27 protein-coding genes are annotated in these 26412 nt (G+C 49.6%); 10 read left to right on the top strand and 17 right to left on the bottom strand.

Annotated elements, in window-relative coordinates; genetic code table 11:
* Positions 1-8 precede the first annotated feature (8 nt).
* Entirely contained in the window at positions 9-995 is a 987-nt protein-coding gene (floA, locus tag MJ611_RS04790) for a flotillin-like protein FloA (RefSeq protein WP_250428371.1), read from the top strand.
* Between the two features lie 98 nt (positions 996-1093).
* On the opposite strand, the gene MJ611_RS04795 is transcribed toward floA, so the two are convergent.
* On the bottom strand, positions 1094-1834 hold the full coding sequence (locus tag MJ611_RS04795; protein WP_250428372.1) for a PKD domain-containing protein: 741 nt from the start codon (positions 1832-1834) through the stop codon (positions 1094-1096).
* A gap of 207 nt (positions 1835-2041) precedes the next feature.
* Positions 2042-2884 (bottom strand): hypothetical protein, encoded by an 843-nt coding sequence (locus MJ611_RS04800; protein WP_250428373.1) that lies wholly within the window; start codon positions 2882-2884, stop codon positions 2042-2044.
* A 100-nt stretch (positions 2885-2984) separates the two neighbouring features.
* Here MJ611_RS04800 and MJ611_RS04805 point away from each other — a divergent pair, with 100 nt between their 5' ends.
* Both MJ611_RS04805 and chrA read left to right on the top strand, forming a co-directional pair.
* Positions 2985-3968 (top strand): isopenicillin N synthase family dioxygenase, encoded by a 984-nt coding sequence (locus tag MJ611_RS04805; RefSeq protein WP_250428374.1) that lies wholly within the window; start codon positions 2985-2987, stop codon positions 3966-3968.
* Between the two features lie 63 nt (positions 3969-4031).
* On the top strand, positions 4032-5201 hold the full coding sequence (chrA, locus tag MJ611_RS04810) for a chromate efflux transporter (RefSeq protein WP_250428375.1): 1170 nt from the start codon (positions 4032-4034) through the stop codon (positions 5199-5201).
* A 19-nt stretch (positions 5202-5220) separates the two neighbouring features.
* On the opposite strand, the gene MJ611_RS04815 is transcribed toward chrA, so the two are convergent.
* The 8 genes from MJ611_RS04815 to prmC all read right to left on the bottom strand — a co-directional run bounded on the left by MJ611_RS04815 (position 5221) and on the right by prmC (position 11738).
* Positions 5221-5514, bottom strand: coding sequence for a hypothetical protein (locus MJ611_RS04815; protein ID WP_250428376.1), 294 nt, complete (start codon positions 5512-5514; stop codon positions 5221-5223).
* Positions 5515-5599: 85 nt separating this feature from the next.
* The gene (locus MJ611_RS04820) at positions 5600-6358 is read right to left on the bottom strand and encodes a class I SAM-dependent methyltransferase (protein WP_250428377.1); all 759 of its coding nucleotides are present in this window, start codon (positions 6356-6358) and stop codon (positions 5600-5602) included.
* Positions 6346-7083, bottom strand: a complete 738-nt coding sequence (locus MJ611_RS04825; protein WP_250428378.1) for a DUF2071 domain-containing protein — start codon at positions 7081-7083, stop codon at positions 6346-6348. Before MJ611_RS04825 ends, MJ611_RS04820 begins: the two co-directional genes overlap by 13 nt.
* Position 7084: 1 nt before the next feature.
* Complete coding sequence (locus MJ611_RS04830; RefSeq protein ID WP_250428379.1) at positions 7085-7474, bottom strand: DoxX-like family protein; 390 nt, start codon at positions 7472-7474, stop codon at positions 7085-7087.
* A 150-nt stretch (positions 7475-7624) separates the two neighbouring features.
* Complete coding sequence (gene rfbA / locus MJ611_RS04835) at positions 7625-8494, bottom strand: glucose-1-phosphate thymidylyltransferase RfbA (protein ID WP_250428380.1); 870 nt, start codon at positions 8492-8494, stop codon at positions 7625-7627.
* 102 nt (positions 8495-8596) lie between these two features.
* Positions 8597-9646 (bottom strand): dTDP-glucose 4,6-dehydratase, encoded by a 1050-nt coding sequence (gene rfbB / locus MJ611_RS04840; protein WP_250428381.1) that lies wholly within the window; start codon positions 9644-9646, stop codon positions 8597-8599.
* Entirely contained in the window at positions 9647-10678 is a 1032-nt protein-coding gene (gene galE, locus MJ611_RS04845) for a UDP-glucose 4-epimerase GalE (protein ID WP_250428382.1), read from the bottom strand.
* Between the two features lie 205 nt (positions 10679-10883).
* Positions 10884-11738, bottom strand: coding sequence for a peptide chain release factor N(5)-glutamine methyltransferase (gene prmC / locus MJ611_RS04850; RefSeq protein ID WP_250428383.1), 855 nt, complete (start codon positions 11736-11738; stop codon positions 10884-10886).
* 57 nt (positions 11739-11795) lie between these two features.
* Between prmC and ribD the strand changes: the two genes are divergently transcribed.
* Positions 11796-12854, top strand: a complete 1059-nt coding sequence (gene ribD / locus MJ611_RS04855) for a bifunctional diaminohydroxyphosphoribosylaminopyrimidine deaminase/5-amino-6-(5-phosphoribosylamino)uracil reductase RibD (protein WP_250428776.1) — start codon at positions 11796-11798, stop codon at positions 12852-12854.
* A 79-nt stretch (positions 12855-12933) separates the two neighbouring features.
* A complete protein-coding gene (locus MJ611_RS04860) occupies positions 12934-13416 on the top strand; it encodes a GAF domain-containing protein (RefSeq protein WP_250428384.1) in 483 nt (160 codons plus the stop codon).
* Positions 13417-13626: 210 nt separating this feature from the next.
* Here the strand turns inward: MJ611_RS04860 and MJ611_RS04865 are convergent, their stop codons facing one another.
* The 4 genes from MJ611_RS04865 to MJ611_RS04880 form a co-directional block, all read right to left on the bottom strand.
* Positions 13627-14310: a phosphatidylserine decarboxylase family protein gene (locus MJ611_RS04865; protein WP_250428385.1), complete on the bottom strand. Its 684-nt coding sequence runs from the start codon at positions 14308-14310 to the stop codon at positions 13627-13629.
* A 114-nt stretch (positions 14311-14424) separates the two neighbouring features.
* Positions 14425-15699 (bottom strand): Glu/Leu/Phe/Val family dehydrogenase, encoded by a 1275-nt coding sequence (locus tag MJ611_RS04870; RefSeq protein WP_250428386.1) that lies wholly within the window; start codon positions 15697-15699, stop codon positions 14425-14427.
* A gap of 99 nt (positions 15700-15798) precedes the next feature.
* Entirely contained in the window at positions 15799-16626 is an 828-nt protein-coding gene (locus tag MJ611_RS04875; protein WP_250428387.1) for a phosphatidate cytidylyltransferase, read from the bottom strand.
* A 63-nt stretch (positions 16627-16689) separates the two neighbouring features.
* A complete protein-coding gene (locus tag MJ611_RS04880; protein WP_250428388.1) occupies positions 16690-17643 on the bottom strand; it encodes a CPBP family intramembrane glutamic endopeptidase in 954 nt (317 codons plus the stop codon).
* Positions 17644-17696: 53 nt separating this feature from the next.
* Between MJ611_RS04880 and dusB the strand changes: the two genes are divergently transcribed.
* Positions 17697-18680: a tRNA dihydrouridine synthase DusB gene (gene dusB / locus MJ611_RS04885; protein ID WP_250428389.1), complete on the top strand. Its 984-nt coding sequence runs from the start codon at positions 17697-17699 to the stop codon at positions 18678-18680.
* 243 nt (positions 18681-18923) lie between these two features.
* Positions 18924-19766 (top strand): DMT family transporter, encoded by an 843-nt coding sequence (locus MJ611_RS04890; protein WP_250428390.1) that lies wholly within the window; start codon positions 18924-18926, stop codon positions 19764-19766.
* Between the two features lie 98 nt (positions 19767-19864).
* Here the strand turns inward: MJ611_RS04890 and MJ611_RS04895 are convergent, their stop codons facing one another.
* Positions 19865-20800, bottom strand: a complete 936-nt coding sequence (locus MJ611_RS04895; RefSeq protein ID WP_250428391.1) for a GNAT family N-acetyltransferase — start codon at positions 20798-20800, stop codon at positions 19865-19867.
* 102 nt (positions 20801-20902) lie between these two features.
* Positions 20903-22078 carry a sensor histidine kinase gene (locus MJ611_RS04900; protein ID WP_250428392.1) on the bottom strand — a complete coding sequence of 392 codons (1176 nt, stop codon included), beginning with the start codon at positions 22076-22078 and terminating at the stop codon, positions 20903-20905.
* A 113-nt stretch (positions 22079-22191) separates the two neighbouring features.
* Here MJ611_RS04900 and hemA point away from each other — a divergent pair, with 113 nt between their 5' ends.
* On the top strand, positions 22192-23478 hold the full coding sequence (hemA, locus tag MJ611_RS04905; protein ID WP_250428393.1) for a glutamyl-tRNA reductase: 1287 nt from the start codon (positions 22192-22194) through the stop codon (positions 23476-23478).
* Positions 23479-23610: 132 nt separating this feature from the next.
* On the opposite strand, the gene MJ611_RS04910 is transcribed toward hemA, so the two are convergent.
* Entirely contained in the window at positions 23611-23919 is a 309-nt protein-coding gene (locus MJ611_RS04910) for an ArsR/SmtB family transcription factor (RefSeq protein WP_018476478.1), read from the bottom strand.
* A 122-nt stretch (positions 23920-24041) separates the two neighbouring features.
* On the opposite strand from MJ611_RS04910, the gene MJ611_RS04915 reads away from it, so the two are divergent.
* On the top strand, positions 24042-25112 hold the full coding sequence (locus tag MJ611_RS04915; RefSeq protein WP_262921585.1) for an anhydro-N-acetylmuramic acid kinase: 1071 nt from the start codon (positions 24042-24044) through the stop codon (positions 25110-25112).
* 70 nt (positions 25113-25182) lie between these two features.
* Entirely contained in the window at positions 25183-26409 is a 1227-nt protein-coding gene (locus MJ611_RS04920; protein WP_250428394.1) for a Glu/Leu/Phe/Val dehydrogenase dimerization domain-containing protein, read from the top strand.
* The last annotated feature ends 3 nt before the right edge of the window (positions 26410-26412 follow it).

Below are 26412 nucleotides of genomic sequence, written 5' to 3' on the forward strand. Positions count from 1 at the left end.
CCCTACAGATGGAAAATCTCTCAGTTCTTTTTTTGATTGCGGGCGGCATCATCCTGCTGCTTATCTTTTTATACTTCGTACCGATCAGCCTCTGGATTACGGCCTTGTTTTCAGGAGTACGGGTAGGCCTGCTGGAGCTGGTATTTATGCGCATCCGCAAAGTGCCGCCGAGCCTTATTGTGAACTCCATGATCAACGCCACCAAAGCCGGCATCGACGTTACCACCAACGACCTGGAAACACACTACCTGGCAGGTGGCAACGTACCCAATGTGATCAAAGCACTTATCTCGGCAGATAAAGCCAACATCCCGCTCTCGTTTAAGCAGGCAACCGCCATCGACCTGGCAGGCCGTAACGTGTTTGAGGCCGTAACTACCTCGGTTAACCCAAAGGTGATCAACACCCCAAATGTGGCCGCTGTCGCCCAAGATGGCATCCAGCTGATTGCAAAAGCCCGTGTTACGGTTCGGGCCAACATCATGCAGCTGGTAGGGGGTGCCGGCGAGGAAACCATACTTGCCCGTGTCGGCGAAGGTATCGTTACTTCCATCGGATCGTCTGCTTCTCATAAAGTGGTGCTGGAGAACCCTGATATTATCTCCAAACTTGTGCTGCAGAAGGGTCTGGATGCGGGTACTGCCTACGAGATTTTATCAATTGATATTGCGGACGTGGACGTAGGCGAAAACATCGGTGCCAAGCTGCAGATAGACCAGGCCAATGCCGACCTGAAAGTTGCCGAAGCCAAAGCCGAAGAGCGCCGCGCCATGGCCGTGGCCGTAGAACAGGAAATGAAGGCCAAAGCTCAGGAGGCACGTGCCTCCGTTATCGCAGCAGAAGTTGAGATTCCGCAGGCCATTTCGGCAGCTTTCCGCAGTGGCAACCTGGGCATTATGGACTACTACAAAATGCAGAACATCCAGTCCGATACGGATATGCGCAACTCCATCGCCTCTCCAGGGCAGTCGAGCGGAAGCACTCCAAAAGCGTAACAGCTCACAGTTAAAGTATAACCAGATACAAAACGGCCACTTCATACTTTGAAGTGGCCGTTTTGTTTTTCGACAGAAACTATATTACCTCCAGTAAATCATGGAAGCTCCACTCTGAACTTTACAACAACATGAGAACCCCAGTCAGTATTACCACGCTGCTGTGAGTAGTATCCTTCTTTCTTAGCTTTGTCCAGGTATAAACGGCTGCTACCTCCTGCTACTAAATTATGCGCAATTAGCCTATCCGCTGCGTCCTGGTTATGATCAAAAAACTTAAAGAAAGGTGTATGTTGCGCAAAATCTTTACCACCAAGCGCAATCCGATCCACAGCAAAAGTTAAAGGTAGATCTTGTCTTGTAACCGCGGCTTGTACTTCCCTTTTATATAGCACCTTTTCTTCGTTATTTTCATAGGTAGAAACCTGTAAGTATACATCCGGATTACCTTCTGAAGGAGCAGCGACATCACCGCCCTCTAAAGCGTAGTTTTCGATATAGCTCAGCAACTGTACTTCGTAGGCGTACAACCGTGCCACTTTCACTTCCTTCTCAACTGTTTTTGCAATGCCTGCTGTATAAGTTGTTAGCTTAACAGTATAAGTACCTGGCTCAGCATACATAAACGAATCAGGCTCCCGCTGTGTAGAGGTTGTGCCATTGCCGAAATCCCAGTGATACCTATCCGCTTCGCTTACTTCCTTGATGGTAACATACTCCTCTGTAGTATAGAATTCATCCGGAATAGTGAACTCAGGAACAGGTACTATCACCTGTTCTTCCTTCTCACAAGAGAAGAAGAACAAAGCCAAAACAACATAGAGGAGGTGCTTTCTCATTTTTACAGGCTATGGTTTTGTATAGTATACCTATCAAGCTATCATTGGTAAGAAGGTGTGTACTATACTTTTGTGCCACAAGTATTTAAATAAATATATAGAAAACCTAATTAAACATATAATCCTGTCGGGACTTTTTACATATCAAAAAAACAGCCCGCTCCTTTATGATAGAAGCGGGCTGTTTAAACTTTATACTTTATCAGATTAAGCTTCTTTCAAGGTAATGGTGCGGGTTACGCTGTTATAGGGGCCAGGCACTACGTCGCCGGCACCGTCTATCAGTTCCAGCTTTATAGTTGTTTCACCCATAGGCAAGCCTTCGATGATGTATGGCATCCAGCGGTCGAGCATAAACTCGTTGCCGTTGATGGTAGCACGCACTCTGTTACCGGAAGGTGAAAGCGTGGTATTTACCAGGTAAAAGTCCAGCATTACCTGCTTGGTGTCTTTACCTACATACTCTCCTTTAGGGCGGCTGTAGAACATATGTGGCGCCTTCAGATCGAACTGCATACGCTCTGCCGGTTTGCCGGCTGTTACCATGCGCAGGTCATAAGCTCCTTTGTGTTTCAGGCTCTCGTGGTATGATCTTGACAAGAACGATAAGATCACGTGGTCGCCTTCAGGCAGGTCTTTCGTGAACGTGGTTTCGTAGTGTGCTGTGTAAGGCTCGTTATCCACGATGTTATGGATATGCTGCCCCTGCTGTGAGTTTGCCAGGTGCTCGGCGTTGGAGTGCGGCGTCATACGTGTAAGCTGGAAGTTCGAAACTTCATACACGAACTCCACAGGACCTGGTTGCACTACACCACCAGCTGGCGGCACGGTCAGGCGCAGCTGCGACTCAGGGTACTTCTGAGAGTCATCAAAGGCAAATACGCGGAGACCACCTTGGGTCATAATAGCGCCACTTGGAGTCGGGCCTCCGGTGCTTCTGGTTGTTTGAGCGGGTACTTGCGTGTCAGCTTCCTGTGTTTGGCGGGTGGTGTCGCAGGAAGAAAAGGCCAGCAGCGAAGCCGCTGCCAGAAGGACGTATGTTTTTTTCATGTATTTGGTGTTTGGTTAAGCAATCTGCCTAAGATAGAAATATTTCTTTGTATATTGCGAACTACGTGATATACACAAAAAAGTATACAGAAAAGACTATATGAGTGAAATTTTGTTTGATGAAGTGCCTTCATTGGACTTAGCCGATTTTACATCGGGAGATGAGGCACGCAGAGCGCGCTTTGTGGGGCAACTGGGCCAGGCATACCAAAACATAGGGTTTATTGCCCTTCGAAACCATGGCCTGAGCGATGAGCTGACGGAAAGACTGTATGCTGCTGTTAAAAAATTCTTTGCCTTGCCAGACGAGGTAAAGCAGAAGTATGAAAACCCGGAACTTGCCGGACAGCGTGGTTACGTAGGCAAGGGAAAAGAAAAAGCAAAGGGCTTCAATACCGGCGACCTGAAAGAGTTCTACCACGTTGGCCAGGAGCTCGGCGATATCCCGGACAACGACCCGATTAAAGCAGAGTACCCAGCTAACATCTGGCCTGCAGAGGTGCCGGAGCTTGAGCAGGTAACACTGGAAGCTTACCGTAAGCTGGAAGCTGCCGGCAAGCAGGTACTGCGTGCCATTGCATTGCACCTGGGCTTGGAAGAAACCTACTTCGACGAGAAAGTGAAGTATGGCAACAGCATTCTGCGCCCGATCCACTACTTCCCTATCGAAGATCCGGATAGCGTACCAGCCGATGCCGTTCGTGCCGCAGAGCATGGCGACATCAACCTGATCACGCTGCTGATGGGTGCCAGCGCCGATGGCCTACAGGTGCTTCGCCGCGATGGCAAATGGATCCCGATCACTGCGTTGCCAGAGCAGGTGGTAGTGAACGTAGGCGATATGCTGGCCCGCCTGACAAACAACAAGCTGAAGTCTACCATCCACCGAGTGGTAAACCCGCCGCGCGAGCTGATGCACACTTCCCGCTACTCTATCCCGTTCTTTATGCACCCACGTTCTGAAATGGACCTGACCTGCCTCGAGAGCTGCATTGATGAGCAAAACCCGAAAGCTTATCCGGATGCAACTGCAGGCGAGTACCTGAACGAGCGCCTGGTTGAACTAGGCCTGAAGAAAGCATAATACCTTTGATCTTAATGAAGAGAGATAACAGCATTTGTTATCTCTCTTTTTTTGACCCATGGCATGAGTCTGCGCTATTACATCTTCCTGAAAGACGTTCTGGTACTTGCCCTTACCGCATTTGGGGGGCCGCAGGCACATATTGCCCTGATGTTTAAACTGCTGGTAGACAAACGCAAATACCTTACCGAGCAGGAGCTGATCGAACTGAATGCCCTTTGCCAGATCTTGCCTGGCCCTACGTCCACCCAAACCATCACGGCCATCGGCTTCCGCATTGGCGGCCCGAACTTGGCTTACCTCACGCTGCTGGTGTGGCTCTTACCCGCCTCTACCATCATGGCACTGGCCGCCCTGACCATTTCTTACCTGCAGGAGCATAATATTTCGCTTAAGTTTCTGCGCTTTATCCAACCGATGGCGGTTGGCTTTGTGGCCTATGCAGCTTATGCCATCAGTTCGAAGGTAGTGAATACAAAAACGGCTGTGATACTGATGGTGATATCAGGTATACTGGCTTACTTTTTCCACTCTCCGTGGGTATACCCGTTGCTGCTGATCGCAGGAGGAGCCACAACAGCGTTGCGTTTCCGGCAGCACCCGCAGGAAAAGGACAAGAAACTTCAAATCCAGTGGGCCAATTTTATACTTTACGTAGCTGTGCTGGTCGCTGCTGCCGTTATTGGCGCCACCACCTCCTCGCTCCCGGTCAGGTTGTTTGAGAACTTTTACCGTAACGGCAGCCTTGTTTTTGGGGGTGGGCAAGTGCTCACGCCGCTGCTCTACACCGAATTTGTCGATTTTAAAGGATACCTCACCGGTGAGGAATTCCTCTCCGGGTACGCCATTGCACAGGCACTGCCAGGACCAACTTTTTCGTTTGCCTCTTTCGTAGGTAACCTGGCCATGCGCGAGTATGGTATAGGAGGTCAGTTCCTGGGTTCTTTTGTAGCTACGGTAGGTATTTTCCTGCCCGGTACCTTCCTGATCTTCTTTGTGATCCGGTTTTGGGATGAGCTGAAAAAGTATAGAGTGGTGCGCGCCTCGCTGGAAGGCATTAGCGCTGTAAGTTCCGGCATGGTAGTAGCCGCAGCCATCCTGCTCTACCACCCGATCGAAAACACCCCGCTGAACTTTGGTATTGTCGCGGCAACGTTCTGCCTGTTGCTCTTTACCCGTATTCCGCCTCCCATACTTGTACTTACCGGTCTGCTGCTGGGGTTTGTGTTGTAGGTGTTTCTAAGCTCTTTTCTCAGCCAAGGTATACCAGCAAAAAGGAAGCGCTTACATACAACCAAAGGAAAGAAAACAAGACATGCACTGTTGTTTCAAACCGCTTCCCCTTCCAGAGTTCTCCTGAATAGCCAAAGAACTGGAAGTATAACCTTACTGCCCAGAACAAGCCCAAGCCCAGTGATACCTTTTTCCCAAGCTCCGTGTAGATGAGCTCACCTGAAGAAGTCAGGCAAAGTATACCCATCAGGAACACAGTTAAGGCAATAAAGAAAGTGTGCACCGTCATCATCTGTCGGTTAACTAAGCTCAAAGGCTTTAATTCTTCAGCCCAATTAAAATACCTTGGGAAGATGACATGAACCAGCGCAAGTGCAACCAACAAAGCCCCGATTATTTTAAGATGCACTTCCATGCTTATCAAGTATAAATGTGGATATAAAAGGCGTTAACTTTGTTTCTTTACTAACCTGCAGCCCTGATGCTCTGAATGTATTTAGCCAAGTGCTTCTTGAATAGAAATGCAGAAAGCCGATGTTGTACGCCAGGAAGTTAGGTATATCGCGCAGATGCTCTGTTACATAAACCTGCCCTGCAGGCTTTAGCACCCTGGCCAGCTCTTTAAAGAAGCTTATTCGCTCTGCGTCGTCTCTTATCTCGTGTGCCGACAAAATCACTAGAATTTTATCAGCTGAATTTGATGGTAAGGGAAGCTCATTTCCTTTTACCTGTTTAGTATTGAGGAAGGGAGGATACGATTTCCTTGCCCTTTTGATGGATACTTCGGTATGCACCTCAGGATCATAGAAATCCAGAACAATCAGCTCTGAATTCCTGAATTTAGCCTTTAGCAATGCGCTTGTCTCATCAAAACCGGCATTGATATTTACGAGCAGCCTATCTGTATGCCGTTGTTCTACCCAATCTAAATTGTAGAATCCGGATAAATCATAGATGTAGAGCGACACCAGCAGAGAGATGATAATCGAGCCTGAAACCAGGGTCAAAGGCAGGTACACAATTGGCTGTAGAGACTTGCTAACCAGGCTGCCAAAAAAACCTAAAAGTAGTATAACGGCAAAGGCAATAACATAGAAATGCCAGTTAAAGCGAACAATGTTGGCTACTCCCTGGAGTGGCTTTCTTACTGCTCCCATTTCTCAATCCGGCCTTTCTTCCAGTAGTATGGCACATTCCTGATGATAAAAGCACTCGCCAAGGCAGCATGTGCCACGTTGAGCTTATTCAGAAAAGAAGAGTTGTAATCAATCACGTTGACTGGCGCAGGTACCCAGTTTTGCCTTACGCCTTCTATGATCAATACTTCTTTTGTAGTAGCGTTGTAAGTAAACGTGAAAGGCAGAGGACCGGCAAAGCGCCGGGCTTCTTTCCAGTCTGCGAACGGCGAAGATGCAGGCAACAAGACTTCTGTAGCTGCGTCATCATACGCTACAGTAAAACCAGACTTCAGCGACTTTACCAGCTTTATACTTTCTCCTGACTGTGTGATGTCTGTTGTCGTGTAATTGTAATGGGTGAAGATGTTACCCAAGAGTTCCATCTTCTTTTTGTCTGTTTCTGATTTCAGGATATATAGCCCACGCAGCCTTTTACCTGCATTGTTGGTGTACCTGACAAATACCCGGTAGCCTATCAGGAAAAAATTATTGCCGAGAAACGATGGCAGCCCCTTTGGACGAAGCCCTTTTGTCTGCACCATTGCAACTGCCAGAAAGGCCCATTTGCTATCGAAAGTATCTAACTGCAAGCACTCCGGAATAAGCCTCTGCAGTTGCTCCTTAGGCACCGCAAAAGTCAGAACCAGCGACTGTTCAAAGAAAGCCTCCACAGCAAAGGGGTGGTTCTTCAGGAGTGATAACATGCTACGATTGCTGGGCTAGTGCTTTGTTCAGGTGGAACTCGTTGTAGTATACAATAAGTATAAACACAAAAGCAAAGCCTGCATTTAGCTGCCCCCAAAGCAGCAGGTCAGGCGCCAGTACAAATTCGAGGATGTTCATAGCTGCCACTACCGTGATCTGAATTACAGCGTTGAGCCGCGATTTTATACCTGTCAGTACCCACAAGGCCATGCCTATCTCAGCTAAACCGATAAGCAATGTGAGTGGCCTGGAGAATTCGTCCCCCATAACCTTAGCAACAATAAGCTCATGCCGCTCCACCAGGTTCAGCACCTTGCACAGCAGCCCGTTTATCAACCAGACAGCAGCAATGCTATAGGTCAGCAAAGTATGTACTGCTCTTTCTTTCATGCTTGGCGGATGTGGCTTGGTATTATACTTCCAGTAGTACTGTTTTCTCACTACAAGATAGCAGATTTTTAAAGTATAGCCTTAGCGCTATACTAAAAACTTTACAAACCGCTAAGCATAAAAAAAGCCACCTGATCGGTGGCCTTTTTGCTAGAAATTCTCTTTCATTATCCTTAATAGGTAATCGCCGTAGCCGCTCTTGCGCAGTGGTTCTGCCACACGCTGCAGCTGTTCGGCATTAATAAAGCCCATGCGGTAGGCCACCTCTTCAATGGCTCCGATCTTCAGTCCCTGGCGCTCCTCAATCACCTGCACAAAAGTAGCGGCCTGCATCAGCGACTGGATGGTTCCGGTGTCCAGCCAGGCTGTACCACGGTTCAGGATACCTACTTTTAGCTTGCCCCGGCGCAGGTATTCTCTGTTCACGTCGGTGATCTCATACTCGCCGCGCGGGCTTGGCTCCAGGTTCTTGGCTATGTCTACTACATCGTTATCGTAGAAGTATAAACCCGGCACTGCGTAATGCGATTTCGGCTGCTGCGGCTTCTCTTCTATCGAAATAGCGTTGTTGTGCTCATCGAATTCTACCACACCGTAGCGCTCCGGATCCTGCACGTGGTACGCATATACCACACCCCCTTCCGGATCATTGTTGGCCTGCAGCAATTTGCTCATCCCTGATCCATAGAAAATGTTATCACCAAGTATAAGCGCTGCTTTATCGCGGCCAATAAACTCCTCCCCGATCACGAATGCCTGAGCAAGGCCGTTAGGCACTTCCTGCACGGCATAGCTGAAGTTACAACCAATCTGGCTGCCATCGCCCAGCAACCGCTCGAACATCGGCAGGTCGTGCGGCGTGGAGATGATGAGGATGTCGCGGATGCCGGCCAGCATGAGCGTAGACAGCGGGTAGTAGATCATGGGCTTGTCGTACACCGGCATGAGCTGTTTGCTAACAGCCAGCGTAAGCGGGTGAAGTCTGGTGCCAGAACCTCCGGCAAGTATGATTCCTTTCATTAAGCTCGTTCTTCGTTTATCGTTATTCGTTTTTCGCTTCTCCTTTAGAGCGTGGAGCTGAAAATCGAACCCTACAATTTGTAATTATTAATTCGTAATTACCTACCGGTCTGTGTACTGCTGCTCGTAGTAGGAAGTATAGTTGCCGGAGGTTACGTTCTCCAGCCACTCTGTATTTTCCAGGTACCAGTCTACGGTTTTGCTCAGGCCTTCCTCAAACGTTACGGATGGCTCCCAGCCAAGTTCGTTCATCAGCTTAGACGAGTCGATCGCGTAGCGCAGGTCGTGTCCGGCACGGTCTTTTACGAACGTGATCAGCTTGCGTGAGTGCCCCTGTGGTCGTCCCAGTTTCTCATCCATCAGATCGCAAAGCAGCTCAATCAGGTCGATATTGCGCCACTCGTTCACGCCGCCAATGTTGTAGGTATCGCCTACTTTGCCTCTGTGGAAGATGTCATCAATAGCACGGGCATGATCCAGCACATACAGCCAGTCCCGCACGTTTTCGCCTTTGCCATATACCGGCACCGGGCGCTCGTTCTTGATGTTGTTGATGGCCAGCGGAATCAGCTTCTCCGGGAAATGGTTAGGTCCGTAGTTGTTCGAGCAGTTGGAAAGCTTGATCGGCAAACTGTACGTATGGTAGTAGGCGCGCACAAAGTGATCGGAACTGGCTTTAGAGGCCGAGTATGGCGAGCGCGGGTCATAAGCCGTCTCTTCTGTGAACAATCCGTCTTCACCCAGCGATCCATATACTTCGTCGGTAGAAATGTGGTAGAACAGGTGCTTGTCCATGTTCTCCTTCCAGTGCTGGCGCGCTACATTCAGCAGGTTTACTGTGCCAATGACGTTGGTATGCACAAATGCCAGCGGGTCTGTAATAGAGCGGTCCACGTGCGACTCGGCAGCCAGGTGAATCACTGCATCAAACTGGTACTCTGCAAAAATACCTTCCAGGTAAGCGGCGTCTACGATGTCGCCTTTAAGGAATGTATAGTTTTCCTTGTCTTTAATATCTGTCAGGTTCGCCAGGTTACCGGCATAGGTCAGTTTGTCAAGGTTATAGATCTGGTAGTTCGGATACTTGTTAACAAACAGCCTTACCACATGCGAGCCAATGAAGCCGGCTCCGCCCGTAATCAGTATTTTCATTTATGCTTTCGTAGTTGATTCCTGTAAATGTAATTGCCAGTCCCAGGCGCTCTGCATGGCTTCTTCCAGGGTGCTGGTGGTTCTGAAGCCCAGAACTTCGGTTGCCTTGGTTACATCGGCATATATTTTAGGCACGTCGCCGGGTCGGCGCGGACCAATTTTATAGTTGAGTTTTACACCTGTTACACGCTCAAATGCCTGCACTGCCTCCAGCACAGTATTGCCCGTGCCGGTACCTACGTTAAAGAATTCGATGTTCTCTGCCTTGCCGGATAACAGCCTATTGATGGCCGCCACGTGCGCCTTTGCCAGGTCCACTACGTGCACATAGTCACGGATACAAGTACCGTCCGGCGTATCGTAGTCGCTGCCGAAAATAGTAAGCTGCTCCCGGATACCGGCGGCTGTCTGCGTAATGAAAGGCACCAGGTTGTTTGGAACGCCAAGTGGAAGCTCGCCTATTTTAGCAGAAGGATGAGCCCCTATCGGGTTGAAATAACGAAGGGCAATGGAGTGCATGTTGCTGCCGCTGTCTGCCAGATCCGTCAGAATCTCCTCGCACATCTTTTTGGTGTTGCCATAAGGAGAGTTGGCTTTTTGTACCGGCGTTTGTTCTGTTACCGGCAGTTGATCCGGTATGCCATACACGGTGCAGGAAGAGGAGAAAACGAGCTTATCTACCTGAAACTCCTCCATTACCTGCAGCAGGGTCACCAAAGAGCCGACGTTGTTATGATAGTATTTCAGCGGCTCAGCTACTGATTCGCCCACCGCTTTGTAGGCCGCAAAATGAATAACGCCTGCTATACCTGCTTCTTTCTCAAAAACCTCTCGCAGGGCTGCTGCATCCGTACAGTCGGTGCGGTAGCAGGTAATGTCTCTGCCCAGTATAGCTTTCACACCCTCCAACGCACTTTCCTGCGAGTTAGAGAAGTTATCCAATATAATCGGCTCGTAGCCAGCCTCAACCAGTTCTACTACGGTGTGGGAGCCAATGTATCCGGCACCGCCTGTCACTAAAATTTTTTTCATTTGTTTTCTTCTATAGCGTTGCACTTGCAGACAAACCTTTTGGTTAATACATACTCCGCAGATGGCAAGCAATTTAGATGTGCTCAGGACTGAACCCTGATTACACGCTTGTTCAGACGCATTTTATCACTGATCTGCCCACAGCTCCAATTAGCTTAGCTACACAAAGTTACAAGATTATAGCCTAAACAGGAAAAGTATAATTCTACAAGAGCGCCCGCACTATCCTGTCTTTACCAAATAAATCCTGCACTACTTTAATGTTTGAGAAACCCGCCTTTTGTAAAAGCTCTTTTACGCCGCCGCCATACTGCTCGTTTATCTCAAAGTATAACTTACCACCTCTCTTCAGCAGTATTGCGGCAACGTCTGTAATGCGCTTGTAATACTTCAAAGCATCTTCGTCTGGCACAAAAAGGGCCAGGTGCGGCTCGTATTGCAGCACGTTGGCACGCATCTGCTCTTTTTCCTGCTCCAGCACATAAGGCGGATTGCTCGTGATGATATCTAACGAATGCGGGGCTATACCTGGTATATCCTCGAAAACATCCTGGTGCAGCCACTCCACAGGCAGGTTATACTTAGCGGCATTGGCACGGGCTACCTCCAACGCTCCCTCTGACAATTCCAGCCCGTATACTTTGCTCGTGTTTAGGTTAGCTGCCAAGGCCAGCGGTATGCAGCCGCTGCCGGCACAAATGTCCAACACATGCAGGTGCTGCTGGACCCGGTGATCTTTTACCACCAGGTCTACCAGTTCTTCGGTTTCCGGTCTTGGTATCAGCACCCGCTCGTCTACCTGCAGTTCTAAGCCATAAAAGTGCGCTACACCCAGTACATACTGCAGTGGCTCGTGTTGCAGCAGCCTTTGCAGCAAGCGCGCCATTACTTCACGCTTGGCTTCGTTTACCTCGGCTTCCCGCTCCAGGCTTAGCGCCACTCTCGATTTCTGCAGCACATGCTCCACTACCTGCCGGGCCATGGCATCGGCTTCCGGCTCTGGGTAAATGGCTGAGAGCGCTTTGCGCAGGTCGTTTAAAGTTTGCTGAACGGTGGCCACAGGCGTTTGCTTTGGTTATAGTAAAATTGGGTACCTTTGCAAAAGTATAAAGAAACCATGACACCTGCCGACAAACTATACATGCAACGCGCGCTGGAGCTGGCAAAGCTCGGCAGCGGCTATACTTCCCCCAACCCGATGGTAGGCTGTGTGGTGGTGCATGAGGGCCGGATCATCGGGGAAGGCTGGCACAAAGCTTACGGCGGACCACACGCCGAAGTAAATGCCATTGCGGCTGTAGCAGACAAAAGCCTGCTGCCTCGTAGCCGGGTGTACGTCACGCTGGAGCCGTGTTCGCATTTTGGCAAAACCCCTCCCTGCGCAGACCTGCTCATCAGCAGCGGCGTACGCGATGTCGTGATCTGCAACACCGACCCAAACCCGCTGGTAGCTGGCCGAGGTATAAAGAAATTGCTTGAAGTTGGAGCACAGGTAGAAGTAGGTGTGCTGGAGGAAGAGGGCCTCGATCTGAACAAGCGATTTTTTACTTTTCATACTACAAAGCGCCCGTTTATACTTTTGAAATGGGCTGAAACTGCTGATGGCTTTGTAGCAGGACCGAACTGTGCACAAGTACAGATCAGCGGCAAACTTTCGCAGCGGCTGGTGCACAAGTGGCGCGCTGAAGAGCAGGCCATACTTGTCGGAACCCGAACGGCACTGCATGATAACCCCCGCCTGAACACGCGCCACTGGAGCGGTAAAAGCCCGCTACGATTGGTTATTGACAGGCAATTACAGCTGCCCGGGCACCTGCATTTGTTTGACAAAAGCCATCCGACGGTGGTGTACAACTATAAAAAGCAGGAGGAGCACGAGAACTTATACTTTGTACAGCTACAGGAAGAGGAGCCGCTGCTATCTCAGATCATGCAGGACCTGTATCAACGCAAGGTGCTGTCGGTGATGGTAGAGGGTGGCACTTATTTACTGGACAGCCTCTTGCAAGAAGGTTTATGGGACGAAGCCATGGTATTTAGAAGCATGAGCCAACGTATAGGCGAAGGCATCAAAGCACCTGCCATGCTGAACGGGCAGCTTCAGGAGGTCCAAAGTATAGGCTCCGACCAGTTGTTCCACTACAAAAACAGGAGGCAGTTAACAGTAAGCAGTTAACAGGTGAATGTCCGTAGCCAAGTTATTCAGGCATTCGCTCAATCACTCATTCAAAATTCAATCATTCAAAATTAATTCCATGGCCGAATCACTTTTAGTAGACCAGAGCCTCAGCAAAGAGGAAAAATATAAGAGCCTGCTGCCACAGATCGAGGCGTTAACTACAGGCGAAACAGACCTTATCGCCAACATATCCAACCTGGTAGCCGCTTTGCGTCAGGGCATGGGCTTTTTCTGGGTAGGCGTATACTTCAACAAAGAGGGGCAGCTGGTGCTGGGACCTTTCCAAGGGCCGGTAGCCTGCACACGCATCCCTTATCACAAAGGTGTATGCGGCGCCTGTTATACCCGCCAGGAAACCATCCTGGTACCCGACGTAGAAGCGTTCCCTGGCCATATTGCCTGCAGCAGCGATTCTAAGTCAGAGATCGTTGTGCCGGTAATAAAAGACGGCGAAGTAAAGCTGGTGCTGGACGTAGACAGCGACAAGCTCAACGATTTTGACGAAGTGGACCAGAAATACCTGGAGCAGTTGATGAAGCTGGTCGAGAGCTGGTATTAATTTCGTTGCTCATTTTTCGGAAAGCTATACTATACAGCCTACATGGCATGATATAGCTTGCGGCAGGACAGAATTAATTAGTAGTCCTGAATCCTGTCCATCCTTATTTAATCCTGAAAATCCTGATTCAGACAAACAAAAAGCCGCTGCAGGTTATACTTGCAGCGGCTTTTGTGTTTTTACAGTCTAATATCTAACGTCTTCAAAAGCTTACCCGAACAAGGTCGGAGGTGCTGTCTTCAACTGGGCAATTACTGTTTCGCCGCCTTTTGTTTTCTGCCCGAGCTGTACTTTCACTTCAGCATCCAATGGCAGGAACACGTCCACACGGGAGCCGAACTTGATGAATCCGAACTCTTCGCCCTGGCTTACTTCATCGCCTTCGCTCACATACCAAACAATACGGCGCGCCATGGCTCCGGCTATCTGGCGGAACAACACTTCGGGCCCTGCGGTAGATTCCACCACCACCGTGGTACGCTCGTTCTGCGTGCTCGATTTCGGGTGCCAGGCCACAAAGTAATTGCCCGGATGGTACTTGAAATACTTCACAATGCCTGATACCGGGTTGCGTGTCACGTGCACGTTGATAGGCGACATGAAGATGGAGATCTGCTTGCGCTTGTCTTTGAAGTATTCTGTCTCCTCGATCTCCTCGATCACTACTACCTTACCATCGGCAGGGGCCACGATCAGGTCTTCGTGCAGCAGCAGGTTGCGGTACGGGCTGCGGAAAAACTGCAGGATCAGCAGAAAGAGCACGGCGGATACACCAGAGAAAATTCGGTTAAACGTATTGTTGTCGGCGTTGAAGTTGTACAACAACAGGTTTAACACCAGCAAAATGAGCAAAGTAAAAAATAAAATTCTTCTTCCTTCTTTGTGAATTTTCATCCGTGTAATGAATTTGCCGCAGGCTCTTTTTATAAGTCATAATAGCCCATCCTGCAAAAAGGATGAGCTATTACCTGCATTAAACAATATAAATTTAAAATCTAAATATTAATCTTAGAAACCTCCGCGGTACTTGTATGTCATGGCCACTTTGTCGATGGCAACGATATAGGCAGCAATACGCATTGGCACGTTATACTTCTGCGAAGCAGCATACACACGCTCAAACGACTCGTTCATGATACGCTCGGCACGCTCGTTTACGCGGTCCAGTGTCCATTTGAAGCCCATGCGGTTTTGCACCCACTCAAAGTATGATACTGTTACACCACCTGAGTTCGCCAGGATATCCGGCACTACCATGATGCCCTTCTCGTTGATGATGTTATCTGCTTTGTAAGACGTAGGGCCGTTGGCGCCTTCCACAATCAGTCTCGCCTGGATCTTATCCACGTTCTTGATCGTGATCACGTCTTCTACAGCAGCCGGTATGATTACGTCCACTTTAGAAGTAAGCAGTTCATCCGGATCCATCATCTCAGCTCCTTTGTAGCCTTCCAGACGACCGTTATGTGCGTTCTTATACGCAATGGCTTCTTCGATATCGATACCCTTATCGTTCCAGTAAGCACCGCTCACATCACTGATACCCAATATCTTAACACCGCGCTCGGCCATTAGTTTTGCAGCCCATGAGCCAACGTTGCCAAAACCTTGTATAGCAGCTGTAGATTTAGTCGGGTCCATGCCCAGTTTATCCATCGCAGCCATGGCCGACACCATTACACCACGACCGGTAGCTTCTACACGGCCCAATGAACCGCCCAGTACAAGCGGCTTGCCTGTTACCACAGCGTGTACTGTAGAGCCTTTTGTTTTGGAATATTCGTCCATCAGCCAGGCCATCTCGCGTGGGCCCGTGCCCATGTCTGGCGCAGGTATGTCCTGGTCAGGACCAAAGATGTCGATCAGGGATTGGGTATAAGCTCTTGTCAGACGCTCGATCTCGCCGGCAGACATAGAGTATGGATCGCAGATGATACCACCTTTGGCACCACCGTAAGGAATATCAACTACAGCACATTTCCAGGTCATCCAGGCTGCCAGCGCCTTCACTTCATCCAGAAACACATCCGGTGCATAACGGATACCGCCTTTTGACGGGCCAAGGATAGTTGAGTGCACTACACGGTAACCTTCAAACACGCGTACCTTGCCATCGTCCATCGTAACAGGAACGTTAACGATAACCTGGCGGGTAGGAGATTTAAGAACGTTGTACGTTTCTTCGTCCAACCCGAGCACTTCTGCTGCGATATTGAAGCGCGACATCATGGATTCAAACGGGTTTTCCCTATCCTTGATCGGCGCAGGCTCTTTGTATAACATGATTTTAATCCTTATTGATTTAACTCAGTGATTAAGAATTTAGGGCAGTAAAGTTATGTAATTTATACTTACAAGCTCCTAAAAAGCAAAGAACAAAAATTAGAAAATCTTAAGAAAGGCTACAATAAAAGGGATCACCAGCAGCAGGCTATCGAAGCGGTCGAGGATGCCGCCATGCCCGGGCAGCAAGGTTCCCGAATCTTTTACACTCAGGCTACGCTTCAAAAGCGACTCTACCAGATCGCCGAGCACCCCGAAAACAGCGGTAATAACAGCTACACCCAACCACTGGTAAAGCTCCAGGTCGTTGAAAGGGATAGAGATGGCCCAGGCCACTACCAACGAAAGCATGGTGCCTCCTACCCAGCCTTCCCAGGTTTTGCCTGGCGAGATGCGCGGAAAAAGTTTATGCTTCCCGAAAGTTTTGCCTGCAATATAGGCGCCCGTGTCCGATGCCCAGATCAGCAGCAGCAAGCCAAGTATAGGCTGCCAGCTGTACTCGCCCTGCAGGTAACCCAGCTTGTGCAGCAAGCCAAAAGGCACGGCCACATACAGCACCCCCAGCAGCGTGAAAGCAATGTTGGTAAACGGTTGTTCCTGTTTGCGGTAGAGCTCCAGCACAAAGGCAAGAAACACGATTGGCGGGAAAAGATACAACAGATCAGCCGGCATGATCTCCTTCTCGATCAGAAATATGGAGACATAAAAGAATCCGCCGGAAATGATACCGATCGTCTGATTCGGCTTTATACCCAGCGGCTTCAACAATCGGTAAAACTCCAGCACGCCCAGTAATGCCAGCCCGAGAAAGAGTAAAAAGTAAGTCCATTCGCTGAACAGGATGCTACCGACAAACAGGGCAGCCCCTAACACTCCGACGATAAGACGCTGCTGCAGATTGCTAAGAGAGGAAATCGTTTTACTCATGTAATGCTTGGGTCGGAAGTGCGACAGCCGTAAAAGTAGCTTTTAAAAACAAAAACGCAAAAGCTATTCTTCTACAGCCCCGGCAATTACCTCGGTGCGGGCCGGCACCTGCCGGAACCGCTGATACAGGTAGTACAACACGGCGATGCTCAGCACCAGCGACATAATAATAGTATATATTGGCATCGGCTCTGTCGACTCTACATCATACTCAATGGATTTGGTCTGTTGCAGGTACAGCAGAAATACCGTAAAGCCGTTGTTTACAAAGTGCGCTACAATCGGCACGATCAGATTGCCCGACCATAAGTATAAATAGCCAAACAGGGCCCCCAGCAAGGCGCGCGGCACAAAGCCAAAAAACTGCACGTGTATGGCGGCAAAGATCAGAGCAGCCACCCACACAGCTACGTGCGCGTTACCCGACCAGCGGTGTACCTGGCGCTGCACAATGCCCCGGAACACCAGCTCTTCGCCAATGGCAGGTATAACGGCAATGGTAAGCAGGCCCACCAGCAGGCGCGGTACTGTTGCAAAGTTGGCGATCAGCTTGGTCAGCTCGGCCAGTTCATCTTCTTTGGCGCGTGCCCATTGCTCAAATCCATCCATAAACCCGGGCAGGTCCAGTTTGGCGTTCCAGTTGATGATCAGGGAATTGAAGGGCATGATCAAAACCACAATCAGACCAGCCAGCAGCACAAGCCCCAGCCAGGGGCGCTCTTTCCAGTTCAGGTACTGATCGATGTTATAGTTCAAGATGCGGAGCATCAGCAACGGTGCCAATACAAAAGAGCAAAACTGCACCAGGCCCTGGAACAGCAACATCACATCGGCTCCTTCCGGATGATCAACAGGATTTGAGAGAATTGTAGTCAATTCGGCAACGCCGATCCCAAAGAGCAGGTTTACCAGCAGCAGGTAAATAAAACTGGCGATAAAATACCCGCCCAGCATAAACGCTAGCAGCAGCAGCAGTATAAAAAATGGGTGCCGGCCTTTGGAGATGAAACCATTCATAGAGCAGATTAGGTTTTATTGACGTAAATTTACGCGAAAAATTAGATTTTGCTTTGGTAAAGATAGCGAACATAGAACTGGGCGAGTTTCCGCTTTTGCTGGCACCGATGGAGGACGTAAGCGACCCGCCGTTCCGAAAAGTGTGCAAAGCCAATGGCGCAGACCTGATGTACACAGAGTTTATATCCTCCGAGGGATTAATACGCGACGCAGCGAAAAGTGTGCAAAAACTGGACATTTTTGACTACGAGCGCCCGATCGGTATACAGATATTCGGCTCTGAAATTGAATCGATGCGGGAGGCAGCCATCGTATCATCGCAGGCAGGCCCTGACCTGATCGACATCAACTACGGTTGCCCGGTAAAGAACGTAGCCTGCAAAGGAGCCGGAGCAGCCCTGTTGCGCGACATCCCTAAAATGGTGAAAATGACCGAGGAGATCGTGAAAGCGACCAACCTGCCTGTAACCGTAAAAACCCGCCTGGGCTGGGATGATAACACCAAAAATATTGTGGAAACGGCCGAGCGCCTGCAGGATATCGGCATACAAGCCTTAAGTATACACGGCCGCACGCGCGTGCAGATGTACAAAGGCGAAGCCGACTGGACACTGATTGCAGATGTAAAAAACAACCCGCGCATGAAGATCCCGATCTTTGGCAACGGCGACATCGACTCGCCGGAGAAGGCACTGGAGTATAAGAACAAGTATGGCGTGGATGGTATCATGATCGGTCGCGCCAGCATTGGCCATCCGTGGATCTTCAACGAGATCAAGCACTACATGAAAACCGGTGAAGTACTGGCTCCGCCAACCCTGGAAGAGCGCGTGGAAGTATGCCGCCAGCACTTTACGCATTCGCTGGAGTGGAAAGGCGAAAAACTGGGCATTTTCGAAATGCGCCGCCATTACACCAACTATTTCCGCGGCCTGTCGCACTTCAAGCCCTTGCGCATGAAACTGGTGCAGTCCGAAGACATCAACGAGATCTACGACACGCTGGACGAGATCGCGCAAACCATGAGCTACGCTTGAGAGTTAGAAAGTTAAAAAGTTAGAGGGTTAGAAAGTTGAGCTTTTGCGATCATGCTAGCGTGATCTTCCATCTATAAATAATAATTTCAGGAGTTGGGGCATCGAATAAACAAATCTGATGTTCCAACTCTTTATTTTTGCAGATACTTTCTCACTTTTTAACCTTCTAACTTTCTAACTATCAAAACCGCTACTACTCCTGCACAGCAAACAACGGGCACGCCGGCAATTGCCTGGCTGCTGGTGATCATACTTGCCCTGATCTGGGGTACCTCGTTTATACTTATCAAAAAAGGGCTGGTCGTTTACTCTTCGGATGAGCTGGGCGCCCTGCGTATGGTGATCGCCTGTGCGGCCTTGCTGCCTTTCGCTATTAAAAACCTGCGCAAGGTGGAGCCAGGCCGCTGGAAGTTTTTGCTGGGCAGCGGCCTTCTGGGCAATTTCTTTCCCGCTTTCCTGTTTGCTATTGCCGAAACTCGCCTTGCCAGTGGACTGGCCGGCGTACTTAACTCGCTCACAGCGCTGTTCACGCTGTTGGTAGGAGCCGTTTTCTTCAGCCAGTCCATTACTTGGATGCGCATGGTCGGCATCATCATTGGCATTTTGGGAACCGTAGTCCTAATTTTCACGGGCAACGACAACGCAGGCCTCGGCAACATGTACTATGGCCTGTATATTGTACTGGCAACTATTTTCTACGGCGCCAGCGCCAACATCATCAAGCACCGCCTGCAGGGCATGAAAGCCATTGCCGTTTCCAGCCTGGCACTGCTTACAGTAGGGCCTGTTGCACTGGTATACCTGTTTACCACTGACTTCTTTTATAAGCTGCAGCATGTGCCGGGGGCCTGGGAGGCGCTGATGTACATTGCCATACTTGCCGTGTTCAGCACGGCCATTGCGCTGGTGCTTTTCAACAAGCTCATCCATATTACCACTACCCTGTTTGCCAGTTCCACCACCTACCTTATCCCGATCGTAGCGCTGATGTGGGGCGTGCTGGACGGCGAAACGATACATCTGTGGCATTATGTAGGCATGCTCATTATCCTGGCGGGCGTGTTCATCGTGAACAGGGCCAAGTAACGGAACCGGTTTAACTGCTTTGTCAGATAAAGCCGGGGAGGTGATCGCTTCTTACCTATAAAGTAAAAACGCTGCCCAGAAAAGGCAGCGTTTTTACTTTATAGCGGCAGCTTATAGAAATCGTGCACGATGGCACGGGCTCCGTAGCTTTCCTTGTTATCGTTCAACCCCTCGTTTAGAAACTGCCCCTGCTGCTCGGTGGAAATGCCCAAGTTGAAGTACTTTTTGTGCGGATATACTTTAGTCAGCAGGTGATCGATCAAGGCATCCGGCGCAAACAGGCTGCGGCCACGGGCAGTGCTGGCAATGTACTGGCAATGCGCCACGGTGTCTGTTTCGTAAACAATTATGCCGGCCAATATCTCTCCTTCTATACTTGCCGTGTAAAGTTTGATGTTGTCCGGGAAAAGTGAAGCAAGGCGCTGCATTTCGGCTGCCGTATGCACCGGCTGTTTGTTGTACCGCTCCTGCAATAGTTCCTGCTCTATCTGCATGAACCGGGCAAAATCCTCGGACCTGCCAAGCTCCATTCCATACTTCTGCGCTTTGCTAACCTGCCAGCGTCTCTTTTTGCTATACTTTATACTTTGTTCCAGGGCTATAGCCGACCCCACATCGCGCCGGTAAAGTTGTGCCTGGTTTCTGAACAGCGCATACAGGTCTTCCTCAGCGGGCGTGCGATGAAAGATGTGCGGAATGGTTTTATAGTATAAGCTGCTAAAGCCAAGCGTATGGCAATAGGCTCGCATAGACTCAAACACTTGCAGCATTACCGGTACCTTCATTTTCTGGTTGCTGATGATGCCGCCATACGTGAGACCCGCATGCGAGTAAATCTCCTCCCCTGCTACATTAGCCGGCAACACCGCTACCAGCTTTCCTTTGCGGTAAAACAACAGCGAGTGGTCCTGAAACCTGTCGGCATGGTACTCCATGTAGTCGCGCAGCAACAGGAAAGTGCCGTTCTTAGACCCGGCCACAAAACCATCCCACTCCTGTTTATACTCTGCGCTGTACTTTACTACCTCAACCATTTACTTCCTGACAATGGACCATTTGACAAAGGACAAAAGACTTCAACTTCTATACTTTTACACCTTTTTAACTTTCTAACTCTCTACCTTTCTAACTCCTACCTATCTGTTCAGCACGATCCGGAAGGTAGTGCCTTTGCCCACTTCTGATGCTTTCACGAACAGCTTGCCCTGGTGATAGTTGTCGATGATGCGCTTAGCCAAGGCTAAGCCAAGACCCCAGCCACGCTTTTTGGTCGTATAGCCCGGCAGAAAAACCGAATCGATCTTGCTTTTCGGGATGCCTTTGCCGGTATCGGTAATATCGAGGGCAATATTACTTTTACCCAGCAGTACCAGATTCAGGGTTATACTTCCTTTACCTTCCATGGCATCCACTGCATTTTTGCAGATGTTCTCGATCACCCAATCAAAAAGCGGCACGTTTACTTTGGCTGTGATGTCCGGGGAAAAAGCTGATTGCACGCTGAACGCTACCTTGCTGGAAATGCGGTTCTGCAGGTAATTGATCGCATTTTGAGTAACCTGCAGGATGTTTTCGTCGCGTAGCAGCGGCACGGAGCCGATGTTGGAGAAGCGTTCCGTAATGATTTCCAGGCGCCGGATATCTTTCCAGAGCTCCGCCGTGATCGGCTCGTTCTCAAATTTCGGGCTCGACTTCATGTACTCATACCAGGCCATCAGCGAGGAGAGCGGCGTGCCCAGTTGGTGCGCGGTTTCTTTTGCCAGACCTACCCACACCCGGTTCTGCTCGGCCTTGCGCGAGTAGCTAAAAGCAAAGTACGCCATCAGGGCGAAGCAGGCAATAACCATCAGCTGCACATACGGGTAGTAGCGCAGCTGCGACAGCAAAGCGGAATCTTTATAGAACACATAGTTTTCCGAGCCCTCGGCCCACGGCACCACAATAGGCGCATGCTGCGCCTTCATCTTGTTTATTTCGCGTTGCAGCAGCTCATTTTTTCGCTTTTCTGAAATTCCTTCAGGCAAATCGATGTTCTTATAGTCAAGAATGTTCTCACTTTCATCCGTAAGTATAACCGGAACCGTATGGTTGGAAGACAGGATCTCTTCTTCGATAAACACAATGTTATCGTCGCTTGGCGCATTGATCATGTAGCGGAGCCCTTTGGCGTACAATTGCACCAGCTCTTGTTCCCGCTCCGATAGTTTGCTTACAAGAACATTCGTATATGTGATGGTAGCAGCCCCAATGATCAGTGCGATGATAACAACAATAAGTTTGATCCTGTTCTTTTGGGAGTAGATGGGTATCATGCAGACAACACGTAATTTATTTGAAATTAGTATAAATTAGTTATTAAGGGCAAGTAACTTTTATTTTAATAATTCAGGAGTTAATTTTGCACTTTAGAATTTCAGACGTTATCATGCTTCAGAATTTCAAAGCAATCAGCCTGTCTTACAAGAAAGCGCCGCTGGATATCAGGGAACTGATTGCCTTAGATGAGATCTCGTGCAGGCAATTTCTTCAGACACTCAAGGACTTTATACAGGCCTCTGATATATTGGTGCTCTCTACCTGCAACCGCACCGAAGTATACTATAATGCCGATACCGACTACAGCACCGAAATCGTAAAGCTGCTCGGCATCACCAAAGGCATTTCTAACATCAGCCAATACCTCGACTATTTCACCATCCTGAACGAGCACTCCGATGCCGTACAGCACCTTTATGAGGTGTCGATGGGGCTTGAATCGCAGGTGGTGGGCGATATGCAGATATCCAACCAGGTGAAACAGGCCTACCAGTGGGCAGCCGACAACGAGACGGCTGGTCCGTTCCTGCACCGCCTGATGCACTCTATCTTCTTCACCAACAAACGCGTGGTACAGGAGACAGCCTTCCGTGACGGAGCTGCCTCTACGTCCTATGCCGCTATCGAACTGATAGAAGAGCTTACCGCCGACATCGCGGATCCTAAGATCCTGGTGGTGGGTTTGGGTGAGATAGGTGCCGATGTATGCCGTAACCTGAAAGACAACACCAGCTTCAAGAACGTAAAGATCACCAACCGCACCTTGGCCAAGGCACAGCTTCTGGCTGACGAATGCGGCATGGAAGTGCTCCCTTTTGAGCAGATCGTACAAGGGCTGAAAGAGGCGGATGTTGTGATTTCTTCGGTAGCCCGCGAAACGCCTTTCTTTACCAAAGAGATGATTGCGCGCCTGAACGTACTTTCCTACAAGTTCTTCATCGACCTGTCGGTACCCCGCAGCGTGGAGCCGGAGGTGGAAAGTATACCGGGTGTGCTGCTTTACAACATCGACACAATTCAGAACAAAGCCTCAGAGGCACTGCAGCAGCGTATCGCTTCCATTCCTAAGGTTAAGGCGATCATCGCTGAAAGTATAGACGCCTTTCAGGACTGGACCAAAGAGATGATGGTGTCGCCAACGATCAACAAGCTGAAGAATGCGCTGGAAGCGATCCGTCAGGAAGAGATGGCACGCTACATGAAAAAGCTCGGTCCGGAAGAAGCCAAACGCCTGGATAGCGTAACCAAATCCATGATGCAGAAGATCATCAAACTGCCGGTACTGCAGCTCAAAGCAGCCTGTAAGCGGGGTGAGGCAGAGACGCTGATGGACGTGCTGAACGACCTTTTTGACCTGGAAAAGCAGTCAGCAGAGGCCGGCTCCGAAAATAAGTAAACAGCTATATTTTTTTAGTAAAATTTAAAAGCCTAAGGTCTCTGTGAGCTTCTTTTTACAGAAGGTGACAGAGACCTTAGGCTTTTAAAGTATAGCAACTCGCCGGAGCAGTTGCTCCGTACCAAGCTACCCTTAAATATCGATGCAGCATTCTTCCAGGCAATCTATCACATCAATCAACTTCGGAATAGAGAGTGAATAATAGATTTTGGTGCCTACTTTAAAAGAAGAAAGCACGCCCTTGTCTTTAAGGGTAATGAGGTGTTGTGATGCAATAGCCTGAGGCAGATCCAGGTACTTATAAATCTCAGTAACGGTCATTTTCTCCTCCTTACCAAGCAGATCCACAATAGCCAGCCGTTTTGGGTGAGCCAGCACTTTCAGCATGGCAGCCGCCTTATCTATTTTTTTTGACTCAATTCTAGACAACAAACTTTTCATAATTTAAAATTCTACCTTACAGTTTCTACATACATTTAACACTCCTATTCACAATTAAGAATTATACGACACCAGGCTCGATTAACTAACCTGCCATTGAATCATTTGCTTAACTTCGTCCCATGGACACTTTTCATGTACTCGGACTTATGTCTGGCACCTCGTTAGACGGGCTAGACATAGCTTATTGTAGATTTACGTATAAAGAGCATAATTGGATATATAATATACTTAATGCTAATACATTGGTATATGCTGATTGTTGGATTGACTCCCTCCGGGGTGCCGAAACAGCTACCGGACGCGAGCTAATTGCCCTCGATCATGCCTATGGAAAATATTTGGGACAGCAGGTCCGCACCTTTGTAGAGGAGCACAACCTGCAGCTTGATTTCGTTGCCTCGCACGGGCATACCATCTTCCACCAACCCGACCAGCACATCTCCCTGCAGCTCGGCAACGGCGCCTACCTGGCAGCTCATGCCCAACTTCCCGTTGTCTGCGACTTCCGCACCCTCGACATTGCCTTGGGTGGCCAGGGCGCTCCGCTTGTACCTATAGGCGATGAGCTGCTTTTCAAAGACTATGACTTTTGTGTGAACCTAGGGGGCATTTCCAATGTGTCGTTTTCCAAGAACGGCAAACGACTGGCTTTTGATATAAGTGCCTGTAATATGTTACTCAACACGCTTGCCAACAGCGCAGGCATGGCCTACGACGCGGGTGGCCAAATGGCCCGACAAGGCACCTTACGCCATGACCTGCTGCTGCAACTGAACGCCCCTGCATATTTCTCCGATCCTTACCCCAAGTCGCTAGGCAAAGAGTGGATCCTAGAAAACAGCCTGCATACACTAGCTACCTCTTCTTATTCGTTGGAGGACAAACTGCACACGACCTGCCACCACGTTGCCATGCAACTGCAACAGGCCCTGGAACCATTGCACGAGGGGCAGCACCGGGTGCTGTTAACTGGCGGTGGTGCATTTAATACCTTTCTGGTAGAGCTATTTCAGCAGTACCTGGGGCCACAGTACCGGGTAGAGATTCCGGCTCCCGAGGTGGTTTCTTTTAAAGAAGCCTTGATCTTTGCCTTTCTGGGGGTATTGCGCTGGCGCGGAGAGCACAATTGCCTTCGTAGCGTTACAGGAGCCGCTAAAAACAACATAGGAGGCGCTATTTACCTGGGCTAGCTTGCCTGCGGAAGTATGCTCCCGCCAAATTTTGTACCTTTGCCAAACCTTAATAACCAAGCCTTTTAAAATGAAAGACTTACTTGAGAAATTCGAGAACAAAAGACCTGAAATAGTATTTGAGTGGAAAGACCCTGAAACAGAAGCCGAAGGCTGGGTGGTGATCAACTCGCTGCGTGGCGGAGCGGCAGGTGGTGGCACCCGCATGCGCAAAGGCCTGGACAAGCGCGAGGTGGAATCTCTGGCGAAGACCATGGAAGTGAAATTTACCGTTTCGGGCCCTGCCATTGGCGGTGCTAAATCCGGCATCAACTTTGACCCTGCCGACCCGCGCAAGCGTGGCGTGCTGGAGCGCTGGTACAAAGCCGTATTCCCCTTACTGAAAAACTACTACGGCACCGGCGGCGACCTGAACGTGGACGAGATACATGAGGTAATTCCGATCACGGAAGATTATGGCTTGTGGCATCCGCAGGAAGGCGTTGTGAACGGACATTTTAATGCCACCGAACCACAAAAGATCAACAAGATCGGGCAGTTGCGCCAGGGAGTCGTGAAAGTGATTGAAGACGCCCACTATACGCCATCCACGGCACGCAAGTATACGGTAGCCGACATGATCACTGGCTTTGGCGTTGCCGAGGCGGTGCGTCATTATTATGATATCTGGGGCGGGCAGTTTGAAGGAAAGCGTGCCATTATCCAGGGCTGGGGCAACGTGGGTGCTGCGGCAGCCTACTACCTGGCAGCCAAAGGCGCCAGAATTGTGGGTATCATCGACAGGGCCGGTGGCCTGCTGAACCCGGAGGGTTATACTTTCGAGGAGATCACAGAACTGTTCCTGAACCGCCAAGGCAATGCCTTGAACCCGCAGGGCCTGTTATCTTTTGAAGAAGTAAATAATCGCATCTGGTCTATGGGAGCAGAGATATTTATACCTGCAGCGGCTTCCAGGCTGGTAACACGTCCGCAACTAGAGCAGATGATCGGCAGCGGACTGGAGGTTATCTCCTCCGGAGCCAACGTGCCGTTCCAAGATCCGGAGATCTTCTTCGGCCCAACCGGCGAGTTTGCCGACCAGAATGTTTCGGTTATACCGGACTTTATTGCCAACTGCGGTATGGCCCGTGTGTTTGCCTACCTGATGGAAAGTGATGTTGAAATCACAGATGAAGCCATTTTCACCGACATCTCCAACACTATCAGAAGAGCGCTGGAGAGAACCTACCAGAAGAACACCCAGAGAACAGAAATTGCCAAAACCAGCTTTGAGATTGCGCTCAGTGAGCTCCTGTAATAT

It is taken from the genome of Pontibacter ruber, from assembly GCF_023630205.1.
Lineage (GTDB): Bacteria > Bacteroidota > Bacteroidia > Cytophagales > Hymenobacteraceae > Pontibacter > Pontibacter ruber.